Source organism: Actinomyces sp. oral taxon 180 str. F0310 (assembly GCF_000185285.1).
In the GTDB taxonomy this organism is placed as follows: Bacteria; Actinomycetota; Actinomycetes; order Actinomycetales; family Actinomycetaceae; genus Pauljensenia.
The window spans coordinates 546,257-563,550 of the sequence record NZ_GL622194.1; the positions used below are offsets into that span (position 1 = coordinate 546,257).

Below are 17,294 nucleotides of genomic sequence, written 5' to 3' on the forward strand. Positions count from 1 at the left end.
GGTGCCGTCGGCGCCGGACAAAGGTCAGGGGTGGGACCGATGGCCCCACCCCTCACCGAGCGCCTGGATGTGTCAGCTCTCCAGGCCGCGCTGGGCACGCACTTGCCGAGTAGCGGAGACAAGGTTGTCCAGCGACGCCTTCGTTTCCTCATAGCCACGGGTCTTCAGGCCGCAGTCCGGATTGACCCACAGGCGCGAGACGGGCACCGCGTCGGCGGCCAGGCCAATCAGCTCGGCCAGCTCCTCGACACCGGGAACGCGGGGAGCGTGGATATCCCAGACGCCGGGGCCGATCCCGTGGTCGAAGCCAGCGTCCGCAAGCTCGGGCACGACCTCCATCTTCGAACGCGCCGCTTCAATCGACGTGACATCGGCATCCAGGGCCTTGATGGCGTCGATGATCTGGCCAAACTCGGAGTAGCACAGGTGGGTGTGGATCTGGGTATCGGGGCGCACCGAGGAGGTCGCCAGGCGGAAGGAACCCACGGACCAGGCCAGATAGTCGGCGTGCCGGTCGGCGTCGAGAGGCAGCAGCTCGCGCAGCGCCGGTTCGTCGACCTGGATGGCGGCGATTCCCGCGGCCTCGAGGTCACTGACCTCGTCGCGCAGCGCCAAGCCAATCTGGTCGGCTACCTCGGCCAGGGGCAGGTCGTTGCGCGGGAAGGACCAGGCGATGATCGTGACGGGACCGGTGAGCATTCCCTTGACGGGTTTGTCGGTCAGCGACTGGGCGTAGCTGGTCCAGCCGACCGTCATGGGAGCCGGTCGAGACACGTCGCCCCACAGGATCGAGGGGCGCGTGCATCGCGATCCGTAGGACTGGACCCAGCCGTTGCGCGTGGCGGCAAAGCCGTCCAGGAGCTCCGCGAAGTACTGGACCATGTCGTTGCGCTCGGCCTCGCCGTGAACGAGGACGTCAAGGCCCAGTTCCTCCTGGACAGACACGACGGAGGCGATCTCTTCGCGCATGCGCGCCTCGTAGTCGGCGTCGCTCAGTTCCCCGCGCGCGTTGGCGGCGCGAGCGCGGCGAATCTCGGTTGTCTGCGGGAAGGAACCGATCGTCGTGGTCGGCAGGGGCGGCAGGTGCAGGCGCTGGGCCTGTGCGGCCTCGCGCTCCAGGTAGGGTTCGCGCGTGCGATCGGCGTCGGTCAGCGCCTGCGTACGCGCGCGGACGTCGGGGCGCACCACTCCGGGGGCGGCGGCCCGCTGCTCGAGGACGCGCGTCGCCTCGGCGACCTCGCTATCGATAGCGTCCCAGCCCTCGCGCAGGCCGGAAGCCAGCGTGACAACCTCGGTGACCTTCTGGTCAGCGAAGGCCAGCCACGCGTGAAGATTCTCGTTGAGCGTGGGATCGTCCCACGTCTCAAGGGCGGTGTCGTGAGGGACATGCTGCAGGGAGTTGGAGGTGGCGACGCTGACCCGCGCAGCCCCAAGCTGCTGCGCGCGCGCCAGGGTGGCACGCAGGGCGGCCAGGTCGGCCCGCCAGATGTAGCGCGCGTCAACCGCGCCCACGACCAGGGTCACGCCCGACAGGTCCGCGCCTTGCGGCAGGGAGCCACGCAGGGTGTCCACGTGAATGGCCTCCACGCCGGTGGCGGCACACGCGCCGATCGCGTCGGAGGCGTCGCCGTAGGGGGTCGTGAGCAGGATCTGGGGTCGATCCTGCTGGGCCGCCAGGCGTTCGTAGACGCGCGCCGCCAGCTCGGCCAGCTCGGCGCGGGGACGCGACAGGTTGTCCGATGTCAGGGCCGGCTCGTCAAGCTGGACCCACGGGGCTCCCGCGGCGTGCAGGGAGGCCAGCGCCTGCGCGTACGCGGCCACGGCCTCGTCGATGCGCGAGAGCGGATCGAAATCGGGGGTGGCAGGGTCCGCCTTGGCCAGCGCAAGGTAGGTGACCGGCCCAACCACGACGGGACGGGTCACGTATCCCCATTCACGGGCGGTCACGAATCGACGGGTGAGAGTGTCGTCCGCGAAGTGCAGCGGGGTGTCGGGGCCAATCTCGGGGACCAGGTAGTGGTAGTTCGTGTCGAACCACTTCGTCATCTCTTCGGGACCCACCTGGTCGTCGCCGCGCGCGAGCGCGAAGTAAAGGTCGAGACCTTTCCGTCCTGCGAAGCGCGGCGGGATCGCGCCCAGGAGAATGGTCGCGTCCAGGACGTGGTCGTAGAGGGAGGGTGCGTCGGCCAGCGAGGCGTCCGTCGCGCCCAGACCGAGCTCGACCAGGCGTGCCAGGTTCTCCCGACGCAGCTCGTCGGCGGCCTGGGTCAGCTCGGCATCGGTGATGCGTCCGGCCCAGCGCGCCTCGAGGGCACGCTTGAGCTGACGCTCGCGGCCGATACGCGGGTAGGCCAGGATCGTGGCGGTGGGAAACTGCGCGGGGGCAGCAGACATAGTGTTCTCCTAGGGGGTGCTACTCATTCGGCATGCGCGGGGCTGGCCCGCTCCGTGCCGCGGGGTGGTCGATTGCTCAGGCGCGGGTATCGGAAGGCGAGGCCGGGAACCGATCGGGGTCGGCCCCCACTCCCACGAGGGCGAGGATGTCGAGGACGGGCCTGGCCTGGTTGAAGGTGTAGAGGTGGACGCCGGGAGCTCCCGCGTCGATAACGTCGTGGAAGAGGCGGGAGCCAAACGCGGCACCGAAGGCGTACCGGGCCTCCTGGTCACTGCGGTCGGAAAGGGCGGCGAGGATGTGCTCGGGGACCTCGATGCCCGTGAGGTCCTGGACTCTACGTAGGCGGGCCGGGTCGGTGGCGGGCAGGATGCCGGGTACGATCGGCAGGGTGACTCCCGCCCGGCGGGCGCGCTCCACGAAGGATGCGTAGACGTCCGGATCCCAGAAGAGTTGGGTGATGGCGAAGGATGCGCCCGCAGCCTGTTTGACGAGGAGGCGTTCCACTTCCTGTGCGGGCGTCGTTCCCGCCGCCGGGTTTCCCGCCGGGAACGCTGCCACGGCGATGGTGAGGGGCTTGAAGGCTGAGCGCAGGGCTTCGCCCGGGTGTGCGTCACAGCGGCGCTTCTCGACGGTTCGGATCAGGTGGATGAGCTCCGTTGCGCTGCCGACGCCGCCGGGACCGGGCTCCCAGCTGTTCTCCCCCGCCGGCGGGTCTCCGCGCAGGGCGAGGAAGGTGCGCACGCCCGAGTCGAGGTAGTCGTAGACGGCGGAAACGACCTCGTCGGTGGAGTTACCGACGCAGGTCAGGTGGGCGATGGGTTGAATCGGGGTGTCTGCGACGAGACGGTGGACGGTCGAGCGCGCATTCGACCGGTCTTTTCCACCCGCCCCGTAGGTGACGGACATGAAGTCGGGCCGCACGCCGAGCAGGGAATCGACGGTCTTCCAGAAGGGGGCTTCCAGCGAGGGCTTGCGCGGGGGCATCACCTCGAAGGAGAGAAGGGTGGGTTCGTGATCGTGGGTGCAGGGGCACGCGTAGGTGTCGTCTGTGTAGGGCACGGGGGAACTCTCGGATTGTGGCGCCGATGCGACGGTGGCGTCGTCGTGTGCTTGAGGCTGCATCGGGGACCTGGCCAATGGCGAACGTCGGTGTCAGGCTCGCATTCGGGCACGAATCGACCCGCACATGCGACGGGCGGTGTTCGTTCGTGCGTTCATGGCCCCAGTATGTCCGCCTTCGCGCGGGTGGCGCAGGAGGGGTCCATGTAACGGGAGTTTGTGACAGCGCCCGTCTCAGAAGCGAGACGGGCGCGTGGAAACAGGTGGCGCCCCCGACAGGACTCGAACCTGCAACCTCGGGATTAGAAGGCCCTTGCTCTATCCATTGAGCTACGGAGGCGTGGCGCTTACGCGCCGTCTGTAAGACTAGCGGAGGTTAGCGCGCCTTTCCACCAGCACGCCCCAGCAGGAAGGCGAGCAGCGGGAAGAGCAGCACGGACATCGCGCCCGCGACGACGAGCAGGGAGGCGAACCACGAAGGCAGGACACCCGTCGATACGCCCAGCTCGGTGACGGCAACGATGATCGGCAGGCCGGTCGCACCATACAGGCCGATGCGTGTGGCATCCGTCCAGCCGACGCGCTCGATCGACCCGTGGAAGCGTTCCAGAAGAACGATGGGCACGCCGCGCACCACGAGGATCGCGCCGACGAAGGCGACGAGCAGGAAGGGGTAGCCCGCGACCGCGCTCAGTGAGATGGTCATACCCGAGGTGACGAAAAACAGCGGGATGAGGAAGGAGAAGCCGAGGGTGCGCAGCTCGCCCTCGACCATCGTGAAGTTGCCGGGTGCCAGCGCGCGCACAATGATGCCGGCCGCAAATGCACCAAGTACCATGTCCAGTTCCATGACCGCGGACAGCGCCATGAGGCCGGTGAGGACCACCATGACGACGCGCATGAGCGTCTTTTGCGAGGTCTGCGCCCCGTGCAGGATCGTCCGCCCGATCGCAGGATGCCTGAGGATGAAGCGCGTCGGGATAGCGACCGCAAGGAGCGCGGCAAGCGCGAATACCAGCAGAACGATCGCCGCGGCCCAGGGGCTACGCGCCGACAATAGCAGCGACATGGCGATGATGGGCGCGAGCTCGCCGACCGCGCCGTGGACGAGGACGGCCTTGCCGATCGTCGTCCCCATGACGCCGGCCTCCATGAGGATGGGCAGCAGCGTGCCCAGCGCCGTCGAGGTCAGCGCGATGGCCAGGGCAATGTACGTCGCGGTGGCGACCCCCGTCGTACCCGACGCGGCCACCGCCGCCCAGGAGACGGCCATGCCGATACCGAAGCACACGAGCCACGTGAGCAGCGAGCGCCTGCCCGCCCGGCCGCGCACCTCTTCGACATCGATCTCGGTGCCCGCGATGAGGAAGAGCATGCCCATGCCGACCTCGCGGAACACGGAGATTGGCTCGGTCAGGGATGCGAGTCCCAGAACGTTCGGCCCGATAATGACGCCAAGGATAAGCAGCCAGACGACGTCGGGCACGCGCTTGCGCGTGAGCGAGGACAGCAGTGGGGCGATGGCCGCAGCTGCGGCGATCAGGAAGAGGGAGACGATGGCTCCCTCGGTGCCACTCGTTGCCGACGTCGCGACGAGGCCGTGGCCCACTCCCCCGCTTGCGGCGGGCAGAGACGGTGGCAGGCTCATGTGCGTTCCTCTTCGGGTGCTGGATTCAGGCGCGCGCCGACGACCGGAGGGGCCTTCGCCGCGCACTCAGAGATGAGAGGCATGGCAAAGGCCCGGGACTGCTGTCCCGGGCCCGTGTGTGGAAGCGAGGTCAGCCCTCGACGTCCAGGAGGCCATTCTTGTAGGCCTTGGCCAGGCGGCGGGGCACGCGGATCTCACGGCCGGCAACCTTGACGGTGTTCAGCTCGGTAAGATCAGCCTTCCAGGTAGACCGGCGGGTGCGGGTGTTCGCACGGGACATCTTGCGCTTGGGAACTGCCATGTCTTACCGCTCCTCTTCTTTCTCGACGACTTTTCTGATTCGGTGCGCCACGCGAGCGCACGGCGACAACCCGACCAGACTACCACGGTCGATAGCCGCGAGCACACCGCGCCTGGTCGCGTGCCTGCGATCCTGGTTACAGACCGCGCGGAGTTGGCCTCACCTAGACTGGGCGCATGGCCGTTCTTCGCACGCTCGCCGCCGGCACCCTCCTGACCAACGAGATCGAGATCAAACGCTCCCGTTTCATCACGACGCTAGCCAGGACGGATACGCCCGAGGCGGCTCGCGCCCTCATTGACGAGGTCAAGGCAGATCACCCGCAGGCACGTCACAACTGCTCGGCCTACCTCATTGACCCACAGGACGCCGCTCCCCTGCAGCATTCTTCCGACGACGGCGAGCCATCGGGCACGGCGGGCACGCCGATGTTGGAGGCCCTGCGCGCCTCCAACACCTGGAACGCGACGGCGGTTGTGACGCGCTACTTCGGCGGGATCCTCCTGGGCGGGGGCGGCCTCGTGCGCGCCTATTCGACCTCCGTGTCCGAGGCGGTGGCCGCCGCCCGCATCGCCTACCTCGCCGAGCGCTGTGTGCTACGAACCGACCTGGATCCCTCCGACGCCGGACGCATCGAGGGGGAGCTGCGCGCCAAGGGCGCCACCGTGCTCGATACCGTGTGGGCATCCCAGGTGAGCCTCACGATCGCGATCGAGCCGAAGCGCCGCGAGAGCTTCGACGCCTGCCTCGCCCAAGCGTCGGCGGGTGTCGCAAAGTTTCGCTACGTGGAAACGCGCCGGGTTGAACTAGACGCGCCCCCAAGCGCGGTATGACAATCGTGATGCACGAACGCCTCTGGAAGGACTTCACATGGCACGTATTGCCTCCACCGTCGCCGATCTGATCGGCGCCACCCCCCTCGTTAGGATCAACCACGTCGTCGGTGAAGGCGTCGACGTGGTCGCCAAGGTTGAGTCTTTCAACCCGGCTTCCTCCGTCAAGGACCGCATCGCCCGCTCGATCATCGATGCCGCTGAGGCGGCGGGAGCCCTCGGCCCCGGCGGCACCATCGTCGAGGCGACGTCGGGCAACACCGGTATCGCCCTGTCCATGGTCGGCGCGGCGCGCGGCTACAAGGTCGTGATCGTCATGCCCGCCTCCATGTCGGTGGAGCGCCGAGCGATCGTGCGCGCCTTCGGCGCCGAACTCGTCCTCACCGACCCCAAGGGCGGCGTATCCGCGGCCGTTGCCGAAGCCGAGCGCATCGCCTCCGAGCGACCCGGCGCGATCATCGCCTCCCAGTTCACGAACCCCGCGAACCCCGCGGCACACGTCGCGCACACGGGCGAGGAGATTTGGGCGGACACTGACGGTCAGGTCGACGTTTTCGTGGCCGGCGTGGGAACGGGCGGAACGATTTCGGGCGTGGCAAAGGTCCTCAAGGGCAAGAACCCGAACGTGCGTGTCATCGCGGTTCAGCCCGCCGAGTCCCCCCTCCTCACCGGCGGCAACCCCGGCCCCCACGGCATTCAGGGACTCATGCCCAACTTTGTGCCCGAGACCTTCGACTCCTCGGTCGTTGACGAGGTCATCTCCGTCGAGACGGCGAGCGCCCTGGAGTTCGCTCGCCGCGCGGCCGCCGAGGAGGGACTCCTTGTGGGAATCTCCTCCGGAGCGGCGCTCGCCGGCGTGGCGGCAGTGGCGGCTCGCCCCGAGTTTGCCGGAAAGAAGATCGTGACGCTCCTACCCGACACGGGTGAGCGCTACCTGTCGACCGCGCTTTTCGCCGGTCTGGAGGACTGAGTACTCGCGACGGCTCGGGTGGCTTTCGATGGAATACTCGAAGCCACCCGAGCGTTTCGCACACCAGTCGATCCCGCAGGAGGACCCCGTGGCACTTACCGTACGCGCCCTGTCGCGCACGCTCTCTCGAGCGCTTCCTACCAAGGCGCTCGGTCTGTTTCGAGAAGACCTCATCACGGCGCGACGGCGCGACCCCGCGGCAACATCCTCTCTGGAGATCGCCCTGACCTATCCCGGCGTTCACGCCCTGTGGACCCACCGGGTCTCCCATGCCCTGTGGCAGCGCGGAGCCCGCACGCCCGCCCGCTTTCTCTCCTCCGCTGCCCGCGCAGTCACGGGCGTCGACATCCATCCGGAGGCACGCATCGGCAGGCGCGTCTTCATCGATCACGCAACGGGAGTCGTCATCGGTCAGACCGCCGAGGTCGGGAACGACGTCGTCATCTTCCACGGTGTTACGCTCGGCGGGGTGGCGATGACGCCGGGCAAGCGTCACCCCACCGTGGGCGACCATGTCATGATTGGTGCCGGCGCGAAGGTCCTGGGTCCCATCACCGTGGGAACCGGAGTCAAGATCGGTGCCAACGCCGTCGTCGTCAAGGACGTTCCCTGCGGCAACGTCGCCATCGGCGTTCCGGCGCGCCTGCTTCCCAAACCCGAGAAGGACACGCGCGACCGCGACCTCATCGTGGATCCCAACTACTTCTTCGACGAGCCCGCGCTCTACATCTGAGTCGGCCCCCTCGGTTCGGCGACGCCCACCTCCCGACCGCCTCGTGGGTGCCTCGCGCGCCACCCGACGCGACGAGCCGTGACAAAGTGAGCGCCCTCACCTATAGTTGGTTTATGGAAGCTCGAACTCTACATGCCCCACTGAATGCGTTGTCGGCGGCGACTCGCCCCCAGGGTATTGAGATCGCCACGCTCACGACTTTCGACATTCCCGCTCTCGCGGTGCTCACCCTCGAGGCCTACGGCGACGACGTCACCCCCGAGGCCCTCCTGGAGACCTCCGAGGAGCTTCGCCTGACCTTCGAAGGAGCCTTCGGCGCGACCACGGAAGATTCCTTCGTGGGCGCGTGGGACGGGGGAACTCTCGTCGGAGCGATCCTCGTCGTGCGAGAATCCCCGTGGGACGATGCGCCGGACGATCCCTTCGTGGTCGACTTGATCGTTGCTCCCGACTACCGTAGGCGCGGCATCGCCACGGCGCTCGTCGCTGAGGTCGCCGGCCGCTGCGCCTCGTGGGGCTTCGGCAGCCTTGCCCTACGGCTCGACTCACGCCACGGCGGGGCGAACGAGCTCTACTCGGTGCTGGGCTTCGAGGAGATCGCCTAGCCAATGTCCGAGGGGTCGGCGCCCCGCCGCGGGCGCCTTCCCGCGCTCAGCGCTGGCAGGACGGGCACCAGAAGAGACGGCGATTCTGCATGAGCGCCTCGCGAATCGGCGTCCCGCAGCGCAGGCACGCCCTGCCCGTCCGATGGTAGACGTACCAGCGCGAAGCCTCCTCGTCGCCCTCAATGGGCGGGTTCGGAGCCTCGTCGGGATCCATCGTGTCAAGCCGTCCCGCCGCGAGCCCCCGATTCATGAGGTCGCAGATGAGGACCCACAGGTCGCGCAGGCGCTTGAGCGAGACATTGGCCCCCTTGCGGTAGGGCGAAATTCCCGCCAGGAATAGCGCGTCCGCGCGATAGATGTTGCCCACCCCGGCGATGATGGACTGATCCATGACGATCTCGCCGATCGAGCGCCGCTTGGCGTGCGCCACCTGGGCGAAACGCTCCGCGGCCTGCGCATCGGAGCGGGCCCCCGCGTCGAGCGGATCCGGGCCAAGCTTGGCCTCGGCGGCGCGGCGTTCCTCGTCGCTGATCAGCTCGCACCGGTTGGGTCCCACCAGGTCTGCGACCGCGTGGTCGTTGGCAAGGCGCAGGCGCACGGCGCCGACCGGCTCCGGCGGTTGCCACTCCCCGGCCTTGGCCTCGCCGAATCCCTCGCCCCACCGGGTCTCGGAGTGCCCATTCCACTGCCCGGGCGCGACATTGGGAATGCGGTGGGCGACCCCGTGCCCCTCATCGACGACCGTCTCGTCGCCGTTGAAGCGCCACCACCCGTACAGCCCCAGGTGAATATGCACCCAGTGGTTGGGCCAGGGGGCGTCCTCACCCAGGATGGGTTCGCCGCTCCCGGCGGCTGCTCCCTCCAAGAGTTCCACCCCTGCCTCGTAGGTGCGACCGGGCTGCGGCGCGACGAAGCCGATGAACATGTGCTTTCCGTGCACCCGCACTCGCTGTATCACCCACCCGTCGAGGAGGGAGGCCGAGGACGCGAAACGCCCCTGCGGGGAAGAGGCCGAGACGGTTCCCCCGACGAAAAGCTCGTCGAGGGTTCCGGCTAGGCGACGTACGGCATCGCCTTCAGGCATGCGTCCTCACTTCTTGACGACGACGTTGACGAGCTTCGGCGCGCGCACGATGACCTTGAGGGGGTCGGAACCGCCCAGCGCCTTGACGATGGGCGCCTCGGCCAGCGCCGCGGCCGTCAGGTCGTCGGGCGTGACCGAGGGTGAGACCTCGATGCGCGCCTTGACCTTGCCGTTGACCTGGATGACCGCCGTGACCGTGTCTTCGACCAGCAGCGAGGCGTCCTCGACCACGGGGAAGGGCTCGCGAGCCAGGGATTCCGGGTGACCGAGCCTGCTCCACAGCTCCTCGCAGATGTGGGGGGCGACGGGGGCGAGCATGAGGATCAGCGGCTCGATCGCGCCCCGCGGCACGGCGTCCAGTCCCGTCAGGTGATTGTTGAGCACGATGAGCTTGGACAGGGCAGTGTTGATGCGCAGGTTCTCGTACTCCTCGGTGACCTCGGCGATCGTTCGGGCGACCAGGCGTCGCGTGGCCTCGTCGACGGGGTCCTCCGTGACGGTGGCCTCGCCCGTCTCTTCATCAACCGCGTTGCGCCACAGCCGCTGCAGGAAACGTTGGGAGCCCACCACGGCCCGGGTGTCCCACGGGCGCGACAGGTCGAGGGGCCCCATGCTCATCTCGTACACGCGGAAGACATCGGCGCCGTAGGCGTCGTACATCTCGTCGGGAGTGACGATGTTCTTCAGGGACTTGCCCATCTTGCCGTACTCGCGGGCAACGGGCTCACCGCGGTAGGTAAAGCCCGACGCTTCGTCGCCCTCCACCTCGTCGGCGGGCACGTACTGGCCGCGCGCATCCGTGTAGGCGTAGGCCTGGACGTACCCCTGGTTGAACAGCTTGTGGTAAGGCTCGGAGTCCGGAACGTGCCCCAGGTCAAAGAGGACCTTCTGCCAGAAACGCGCGTAGAGCAGGTGGAGGACCGCGTGTTCGACGCCGCCCACGTACATGTCGGTGCCGCCGCTGGCCTTGCCATCGCGCGGACCCATCCAGTACGCCAGGTTCTCCTCGCCTGCGAAACGATCCGCGTTCGTGGGATCCGTGTAGCGCATCTCGTACCAGCACGACCCCGCCCACTGGGGCATCGTGTTGGTCTCCCGGCGGTATCGCCTGGGCCCGTCGCCCAGGTCGAGGGTGACGTTCACCCACTCCTCGGCCCGCCCCAGGGGCGCCTCGGGTTCGGAGGCCACGTCGTCTGCCTCGAAGGTGCGCGGACTGTAGTCGGACACCTCGGGAAGCTGGACGGGAAGCATCTCCTCGGGCAGCGCGTGTGCGACGCCGTCCTCGTCCCACACGATCGGGAAGGGTTCGCCCCAGTAGCGCTGACGGCTAAACAGCCAGTCGCGCAGCCGGTACGTGACAGTGCGGTGGCCCAGGCCCTTCTCGGTCAGCCAGGCGGTCATGGCGGCCTTCGCCTCGTCCTTGGCCAGTCCGTTCAGGTCGATCTCATCGTTCGCCGAGTCCACGGCCACGCCGTCGCCGGTATACGCGCCCTCGTTCAGGTCGGGCCCGTAGGGGTCGTCGGCCGGCCCGATGGTGCGCACGACGTCCAGGTCGTAGGCGCGGGCGAACTCCCAGTCGCGGTCGTCGTGGGCGGGAACCGCCATGATAGCGCCCGTGCCGTAGCCCCACAGGACGTAGTCGGCAACGAAGATCGGCACCCGGCGTCCATTGACGGGGTTGATGCCGAACAGGCCGGTGAACACGCCGGTCTTCGTGCGTTCCTCGTCGACGCGCTCGGCCTCGGTCTTCGCCGCGGCCTGGGCGCGGTAGGCGCTCACGGCCACGCGAGGAGTGGGGGCGCCGCCCGTCCACGCGTCCTTGGTTCCGTCGGGCCAGGCCTCGGGCAGGGTAAGCGCCGCCTCGTCCCCGTCGTCCCCGCCGACCGTTCCTCCAAGGATCGGATGTTCGGGTGCAACAACCATGAAGGTTGCGCCAAAAAGCGTGTCGGGGCGCGTCGTGTAGACGTCGAGGCTGGCGTGAGAGGCACCGACCTCACGGGCTCCCGGAACGTCGAAACGGACGGTGGCACCCTCGGAGCGACCGATCCAGTTGCGCTGCATGGTGCGTACCTTCTCCGGCCAGTCAATGGTCTCGAGGTCGTCGGCGAGGCGCTTGCCGTATGCGGTGATGCGCATCATCCACTGGCGCAGGTTGCGCTTAAACACCGGGTAGTTGCCGCGCTCGGATCGCCCGTCCGCGGTGACTTCCTCGTTGGCCAGGACCGTGCCCAGGCCGGGGCACCAGTTGACGGGCGCCTCGGACACGTACGCGAGGCGGAAGGAGTCAACGACCTTGGCCCGCTCGGCGCGGCCCAGTGTCGCGTAGTCGCTCCCATCGGCGGGGCGCACCTGCCCCGACTCCAGCTTGGCGATCAGCTCGTCAATGGGGCGCGCCGCACCGATCGAGCCGTCGGGGGCAGTGGCGGAGGGATCGAACCAGGAGTTAAAGATCTGGAGGAAGATCCACTGGGTCCAGTGGACGTACTCGATGTCGGTCGTGGCCAACGAGCGCCGGGAGTCGTGCGAGAGTCCCATGCGGCGCAGCTGACGACGCATGTTCGCGATGTTCTGGTTGGTGGTGACGGCGGGATGCTGGCCGGTCTGAACGGCGTATTGCTCGGCCGGGAGTCCAAATGCGTCGTAGCCCATCGTGTACAGGACGTTGTCGCCTCTCATGCGCCGGAAGCGCGCGAGCGTGTCGGTCGCGATGTAGCCGAGCGGGTGCCCCACGTGCAGCCCCTTGCCCGAGGGGTAGGGGAACATGTCGAGAATGAAGTAGGGGTCGCGCGAGGCCAGGGGGCCCGCGAGGGAGCCGACCGGGTTATCGGCGTGGAAGGTTCCCAGTTCCTCCCAGCGGTCCTGCCACTTCGTCTCAATCTGGCCGGCGAGCTGGGCGGTGTAGCGCTGCGCCGGGGCACCTTGCGGATTGTCGCTCATCTGTGCGTTCCTCTGCTTGGATGGGTCGCGTATCAATACTCCCCACAAGGGTAGTTCACCGTCGCGCGAGCCGCCGCGCGCCCACCGGCAAAAGAGCGCGCCCATGGGTGACAATAGTCGCATGAGTACAGTCTTTGAGAACATCATGTCGGGCGTGTGGCCGGGACGCTTCGTGTGGGCTGACGACCTGTGCGTCGCCTTCGCGACGATCGAGCCGACATCCCCCGGCCACGTGCTCGTCGTTCCGCGCCGCCCCTACGAGGCGTGGACCGACGCTCCCTCCGATGTCGCCGCCCATCTGATGACGGTGGCACGCACGATCGGCATCGCCCAGAAGGCCGCCTTCGGGGTCCCTCGCGTCGGGCTCGTCATCGCAGGCTTCGACGTTCCACACACGCACCTGCACGTCATCGCGGCGCGCGACGAGACGGACGTGCTGCTGTCGAAGGCTGCCCCAGCGTCCGAGGAGGAACTCGACTCCGCGATGAGCGCCCTGCGAGGCGCGTTGCTCGCCGCCGGGCACGGCGCACACGTGCCGCCCTCGATGAGTTCCGCCGCGCTGGGGTGAGAACGCCCGGACGGCGGGGCGACGGACGACGAGGACGAGGCCGCGCGCAACCTCCCGTGACGGCCGCTCGGACACCGACGCGGCAATGCGCTAGTCGCGGACGATGACCTCCGAGGCTTGGGTGGGGTCAAGGAGCACGCTCCGTCCATCGGCGAGGGCGACCGTGACCCCCGCGTCCGCTCGCCCGACAATCACAATCCGCGCCCCGGGGATCAAGCCGCCGCGCTCCCAGGCGCGCAGGGCGCCCGCGTCGCGGTCCGGTAGGCGCTCAACGGTCGCGTGCTTACCAAGCGGAGCGTCCGCCACCGGGACGCCGGGTACCGCCTCGCTCGACCCGTCGGGACGTGGGATCGGATCCCCGTGCGGGTCTCGCCTCGGATAGCCAAGCACCCGGTCCAGGCGATCCAGGAGTCGCTGCGAGATGGCGTGCTCGAGGATCTCCGCCTCCTCGTGCACCTCGTCCCAGGAGAAACCGAGCTCCTCGTGAAGGTAGGTCTCCAGGAGTCGGTGGCGTCGAACCATGCCCAGGGCGATGGCGCGCCCCTCATCGGTCAGCCGGACACGCCCGTAGCGTTCGTGCACGACGAGGCCCTGGCGCGCGAGGCGTTGAACGTTCTCGGTTGCGGTCGAGGGAACCACTCGCATGTGGTCGGCAATGTCCTTGGGCTTAACCCCGTCGCGTCCGGCCTCCTCCGCCGACCACACGAGCTTAAGGATGTCCTCTGCGACCGTGGAATAGATGCTCGATACTTGCGACACTGCCCTCCCCTTTCGTTTCGTGGTCCATTGTATGGGGTGGCGTCCGTCGCCCTGCCGCGTGCGACATAGGACACGGCCAAGTCGGCTGACTTGCGACCACACTGCCTCGCATGTATATTTGTCTCTCGGTTGCAAAACCCCCGCGTCATTAGCTCAATTGGCAGAGCAGCTGACTCTTAATCAGCGGGTTGAGGGTTCAAGTCCCCCATGACGCACAGCTTTCCCGGCTCGCGCCGGTGAAAGTTCCGCGTCATTAGCTCAATTGGCAGAGCAGCTGACTCTTAATCAGCGGGTTGAGGGTTCAAGTCCCCCATGACGCACAGCGATTAGCCGGCGGCCCAGTGACCGCCGGTTTTTCGTACCCGTGGCGCACGCTCTCGCGCCCGGCGGCATTCGCCCGTCTCGCGGATAGGTTACGAATACGCGGATAGGTTATGACCACGCGGATAGCCTCGTAGCCTATCCGCAAGCGAACAAGCTATCCGCATGAGAACAACCTATCCGCGTCGTTCAGCGTCGAACAGTGCGCGCACTCTCCACCAGCACCGCCGCTCAGAGCGTCACCGTACGGCATCCGTCGCGACGTTCACCCTGACGCGAAACGGCACCAGGTGCATGGCCACGGGCAACGACATGTCGCGGTGACCTCGTGCCGTCCCCTCGCAACACGCATCCGACTCACTCAACGACATCGTCCCTCCATCAGGCCACGCACAGGCGGGCATGACACGTTGCGCCATCGCTGCTTCCCTCCTTCGCCTTTTGTCGATGTCTCAATCGATGCACAAAGCGGCGCTCAATTCACCGAGTGTGTGCTCGCGATGGCACGCGGGAGAACGACATCCATGCTTCTGTCAGAGACAGCCGGGGCCGGGCGCCCCCAGTGGACGAGCCCGGCCCCGGTGCAACGACGGGAACCCGATCAGTGCCCGGGCCAGCTGCGAATCGTCGTCAACGCCGCCACGGCGTACCGGTCCCACACGCGCCCTCCGATGCGAACGCCCGCCTCGAGGACAACGACGGACCACGCGATGGCGACGACGAACGCCACCCAGGCGGGCACGACGCCAAAGGCCGCCAGCGCCAAGAGCACGTACGAGGGCGCCTGAAGAAGGGCCGTGCCCGCGAAACCAACGAGCTGCAGCAGCATGGTCATCAGGAAGGACCCCGTGCCCTTCGCGCCCAGCGGCGAGGTGCCGGGAGGCTGAACCGGGTAGACCCAGCGAGCATTGACAATGAGAGTCGTGGCAGCCGCTCCGGCGAAGAAAATGACACCCATCACCTGGTGGTAGACGAAGTCCTGGGCGCTCGCCCCCACGGCAACATCGTGAATCAGGTATCCGACAACCTGCGGAAGAAGCGCCGGGAGGGAGCCGATGAGGCGCCCCCGGCGTTCCTCGCGCCCACTCATGCCCGAGGAGATGACGATCCACGCACCCGTCGAGTCGTACTGCATGAGCGCTCCGGTGGACAGGCCCATCGTGATCGGCACCAGGTACAGGAACACTCCAGTGAACATCACGGTTTGTCCTCCCACATCGATGCGTCCCATGAGGATCGCAAGGATCGGGAAGATCACCGCGAGGACACAGCTCATGTTCAGGCGCGGATCGACGATCCAGTACCGCAGGGTACGCGCAGCAAGGGATGCGCTGCGAGGACCGAGGCCGAGGCGAGTAAACCAGTCGACGCTGCGCAGTCCCGCGGAGCGGGCTTGCGCGACGCGCTCACTACGTTCGGCCACCTCAACGGAGTCGTCGATGAGGTGGCGCCCCTCGTCGATTGCACGCTGAGCGTCAGCCGACACCGTATTCGCATATCCGCTCATGACCGGCCCCAAGACCTTGACCCACGCGCGCCATCCCACGTAGGCGGTGAGCACACTGATCGCCGCGCGAACAGCGGCCGCCAGCCACGCTCCCTCGACGAGGGAGGCGACGACCCCGAAGGGGGCACCGAAGGGGGTCCACAGCGCCACTTCGACACCGGCCCTGAAGGCATCAACCGAGAAGTTCCGGCTCAGGACGCTCACCCAATATCCCATCGGTGTGAGGATCACCATGAAAACGGTGACGCCGAGGAGCGTGATCAGGTCCTTTTTTCCGGAGGTGTTGAGCCGGACCGCGAACCAGGTTCCGACGGCGCGCGCCCACAGGACCGCGATGCCGAGGGACACGACGGAGGCAATCAGCCAGCCGATCGCCTCAAGCCACTGAGCACGCCACAGGGCGAACCACGTCGGCAGGCCGAGTATCACGGCTGAGAAGATGCCGCCCGGGCCGATGGCAGTCGCAGCCGCTAGGGCTGTGGCAAGGCGTTTGCTCGGCCCAACGAAAGGAGCCAAGCGCACCGGGTCCACCGAGTTATCCATGGAGGAGAACAGGATGGGGAACACGAGCCACGCAGCCATGACGAGGGGGCCCGCAAAGGCAAAGAGAGGCGCCACCCGGGCGGCCTCCTCGGAACGGGCGAGGAACGCGAGTCCCACGTAGATGCTCGCTCCCACGAAAGCCATGTAGAGCGCCCCGATGATCGACAGCACCAGGATGGCGGTCTGGCGCCGGATCGTGTTCCAAATGATCTGAAACTTCAGGCGGATCAGTTGCCCAACCACGACAGGCCCTCCTCCGCGTGGACGCCGCCGACCAGGGAGGTGAAGCGCTCACCGAGGTCTCCGCCCTGCGCGACTTCGTCGGTCGTGCCCGCCACGAGGACCCGTCCCTTGTCGATGATTGCCACGTGGCTGCACAGCTGTTGAACGGTGGCCATCACGTGGGAGGAAAGAATGACTGTTCCGCCGCGCTTGGTGTAGTCCATGAGGATCTGGCGGATGTTGGCCGCGGACACGGGGTCGACGGCCTCGAAGGGTTCGTCGAGGACGAGGACCCTGGGTGAGTGAATGAGCGCGCCTGCCAGGGCAATCTTCTTTGTCATGCCTGCCGAGTAGTCGGCGATGAGCTTCTTTCCGGCCTCGGCGAGGTCGAGGGCGGTGAGCAGCTCCTGGGAGCGCTCGCGGGCGGTGTCGGTGTCGAGGCCGCGAAGCATCGCGACGTGGACCAGAAAGTCCGGGCCGGAGAGGCGGTCGAGGAGCCTCATCCCATCCGGCATGACGCCGAGGAGGCCTCGCGCACGATCGGTTTCTTGCCACACGTCAACCCCGTGCACGAGCGCGGTGCCGCGGTCGGGGGTGAGCAGGCCCGTGGCCATCGTCAGCGTCGTTGTCTTGCCAGCACCGTTGGGGCCGACGATCCCGTAGAAGGAACCGGTCGGAATGTCGAGCGAGAGGTCGGCAACCGCGACGAGGTTGCCGTAGATCTTGACGAGTCCTCGGATCGCCAGGGCGATATCATCGCCGACGGGTGCGGCGGATAGCGGTTCGGACACGGGGTTACTCCTTCACTG

General features: G+C 67.4%; 14 protein-coding genes and 3 tRNA genes. 7 read left to right on the forward strand and 10 right to left on the reverse strand.

The annotated features are described in order from the left end of the window. Positions 1 to 72 precede the first annotated feature (72 nt). The 5 genes from metE to rpmF form a co-directional block, all read right to left on the reverse strand. Positions 73 to 2,394, reverse strand: coding sequence for a 5-methyltetrahydropteroyltriglutamate--homocysteine S-methyltransferase (metE, locus tag HMPREF9006_RS02405; RefSeq protein WP_009211945.1), 2,322 nt, complete (start codon positions 2,392 to 2,394; stop codon positions 73 to 75). 76 nt (positions 2,395 to 2,470) lie between these two features. Further along, positions 2,471 to 3,454, reverse strand: coding sequence for a methylenetetrahydrofolate reductase (locus HMPREF9006_RS02410; protein WP_034231975.1), 984 nt, complete (start codon positions 3,452 to 3,454; stop codon positions 2,471 to 2,473). A gap of 264 nt (positions 3,455 to 3,718) precedes the next feature. Further along, positions 3,719 to 3,794, reverse strand: a tRNA-Arg gene (locus HMPREF9006_RS02415). Positions 3,795 to 3,830: 36 nt separating this feature from the next. Further along, complete coding sequence (locus HMPREF9006_RS02420) at positions 3,831 to 5,102, reverse strand: cation:proton antiporter (protein ID WP_009211947.1); 1,272 nt, start codon at positions 5,100 to 5,102, stop codon at positions 3,831 to 3,833. Between the two features lie 130 nt (positions 5,103 to 5,232). Continuing rightward, positions 5,233 to 5,403, reverse strand: a complete 171-nt coding sequence (rpmF, locus tag HMPREF9006_RS02425; protein WP_003792889.1) for a 50S ribosomal protein L32 — start codon at positions 5,401 to 5,403, stop codon at positions 5,233 to 5,235. A 176-nt stretch (positions 5,404 to 5,579) separates the two neighbouring features. Between rpmF and HMPREF9006_RS02430 the strand changes: the two genes are divergently transcribed. From HMPREF9006_RS02430 to HMPREF9006_RS02445, 4 genes are all read left to right on the forward strand, one after another. Then, positions 5,580 to 6,236, forward strand: coding sequence for a YigZ family protein (locus HMPREF9006_RS02430; protein ID WP_009211948.1), 657 nt, complete (start codon positions 5,580 to 5,582; stop codon positions 6,234 to 6,236). Between the two features lie 37 nt (positions 6,237 to 6,273). Beyond that, positions 6,274 to 7,206, forward strand: coding sequence for a cysteine synthase A (gene cysK, locus HMPREF9006_RS02435; RefSeq protein ID WP_009211949.1), 933 nt, complete (start codon positions 6,274 to 6,276; stop codon positions 7,204 to 7,206). Between the two features lie 88 nt (positions 7,207 to 7,294). Next, on the forward strand, positions 7,295 to 7,939 hold the full coding sequence (cysE, locus tag HMPREF9006_RS02440; protein ID WP_034231978.1) for a serine O-acetyltransferase: 645 nt from the start codon (positions 7,295 to 7,297) through the stop codon (positions 7,937 to 7,939). A gap of 113 nt (positions 7,940 to 8,052) precedes the next feature. Next, complete coding sequence (locus tag HMPREF9006_RS02445) at positions 8,053 to 8,544, forward strand: GNAT family N-acetyltransferase (protein ID WP_034230888.1); 492 nt, start codon at positions 8,053 to 8,055, stop codon at positions 8,542 to 8,544. A 46-nt stretch (positions 8,545 to 8,590) separates the two neighbouring features. Here the strand turns inward: HMPREF9006_RS02445 and HMPREF9006_RS02450 are convergent, their stop codons facing one another. Together HMPREF9006_RS02450 and HMPREF9006_RS02455 are read right to left on the reverse strand one after the other, a co-directional pair. Continuing rightward, complete coding sequence (locus HMPREF9006_RS02450) at positions 8,591 to 9,628, reverse strand: Fpg/Nei family DNA glycosylase (protein ID WP_009211952.1); 1,038 nt, start codon at positions 9,626 to 9,628, stop codon at positions 8,591 to 8,593. A gap of 6 nt (positions 9,629 to 9,634) precedes the next feature. After that, positions 9,635 to 12,565, reverse strand: a complete 2,931-nt coding sequence (locus tag HMPREF9006_RS02455) for a leucine--tRNA ligase (RefSeq protein ID WP_009211953.1) — start codon at positions 12,563 to 12,565, stop codon at positions 9,635 to 9,637. 121 nt (positions 12,566 to 12,686) lie between these two features. Between HMPREF9006_RS02455 and HMPREF9006_RS02460 the strand changes: the two genes are divergently transcribed. Then, complete coding sequence (locus HMPREF9006_RS02460) at positions 12,687 to 13,133, forward strand: HIT family protein (RefSeq protein WP_009211954.1); 447 nt, start codon at positions 12,687 to 12,689, stop codon at positions 13,131 to 13,133. A 90-nt stretch (positions 13,134 to 13,223) separates the two neighbouring features. Here HMPREF9006_RS02460 and HMPREF9006_RS02465 read toward each other — a convergent pair whose 3' ends face one another. Beyond that, positions 13,224 to 13,892, reverse strand: coding sequence for a metal-dependent transcriptional regulator (locus HMPREF9006_RS02465; protein WP_009211955.1), 669 nt, complete (start codon positions 13,890 to 13,892; stop codon positions 13,224 to 13,226). 142 nt (positions 13,893 to 14,034) lie between these two features. Here HMPREF9006_RS02465 and HMPREF9006_RS02470 point away from each other — a divergent pair. Continuing rightward, positions 14,035 to 14,107: transfer RNA gene (locus tag HMPREF9006_RS02470), tRNA-Lys, on the forward strand. A 32-nt stretch (positions 14,108 to 14,139) separates the two neighbouring features. Then, positions 14,140 to 14,212: transfer RNA gene (locus HMPREF9006_RS02475), tRNA-Lys, on the forward strand. A gap of 602 nt (positions 14,213 to 14,814) precedes the next feature. On the opposite strand, the gene HMPREF9006_RS02480 is transcribed toward HMPREF9006_RS02475, so the two are convergent. Together HMPREF9006_RS02480 and HMPREF9006_RS02485 are read right to left on the reverse strand one after the other, a co-directional pair. Next, complete coding sequence (locus tag HMPREF9006_RS02480) at positions 14,815 to 16,506, reverse strand: hypothetical protein (protein WP_009211956.1); 1,692 nt, start codon at positions 16,504 to 16,506, stop codon at positions 14,815 to 14,817. Further along, positions 16,491 to 17,276 (reverse strand): ABC transporter ATP-binding protein, encoded by a 786-nt coding sequence (locus HMPREF9006_RS02485; protein WP_009211957.1) that lies wholly within the window; start codon positions 17,274 to 17,276, stop codon positions 16,491 to 16,493. The genes HMPREF9006_RS02480 and HMPREF9006_RS02485 overlap by 16 nt, the downstream gene beginning before the upstream one ends. Positions 17,277 to 17,294 lie beyond the last annotated feature (18 nt).

Bases quoted from the DNA above. Each gene is read 5' to 3' on its own strand.
- metE (WP_009211945.1), bottom strand. From the start codon at position 2,394: ATGTCTGCTGCCCCCGCGCAGTTTCCCACCGCCACGATCCTGGCCTAC.
- HMPREF9006_RS02420 (WP_009211947.1), bottom strand. From the start codon at position 5,102: ATGAGCCTGCCACCGTCTCTGCCCGCCGCAAGCGGGGGAGTGGGCCAC.
- rpmF (WP_003792889.1), bottom strand. From the start codon at position 5,403: ATGGCAGTTCCCAAGCGCAAGATGTCCCGTGCGAACACCCGCACCCGC.
- HMPREF9006_RS02430 (WP_009211948.1), top strand. From the start codon at position 5,580: ATGGCCGTTCTTCGCACGCTCGCCGCCGGCACCCTCCTGACCAACGAG.
- cysK (WP_009211949.1), top strand. From the start codon at position 6,274: ATGGCACGTATTGCCTCCACCGTCGCCGATCTGATCGGCGCCACCCCC.
- HMPREF9006_RS02445 (WP_034230888.1), top strand. From the start codon at position 8,053: ATGGAAGCTCGAACTCTACATGCCCCACTGAATGCGTTGTCGGCGGCG.
- HMPREF9006_RS02450 (WP_009211952.1), bottom strand. From the start codon at position 9,628: ATGCCTGAAGGCGATGCCGTACGTCGCCTAGCCGGAACCCTCGACGAG.
- HMPREF9006_RS02455 (WP_009211953.1), bottom strand. From the start codon at position 12,565: ATGAGCGACAATCCGCAAGGTGCCCCGGCGCAGCGCTACACCGCCCAG.
- HMPREF9006_RS02460 (WP_009211954.1), top strand. From the start codon at position 12,687: ATGAGTACAGTCTTTGAGAACATCATGTCGGGCGTGTGGCCGGGACGC.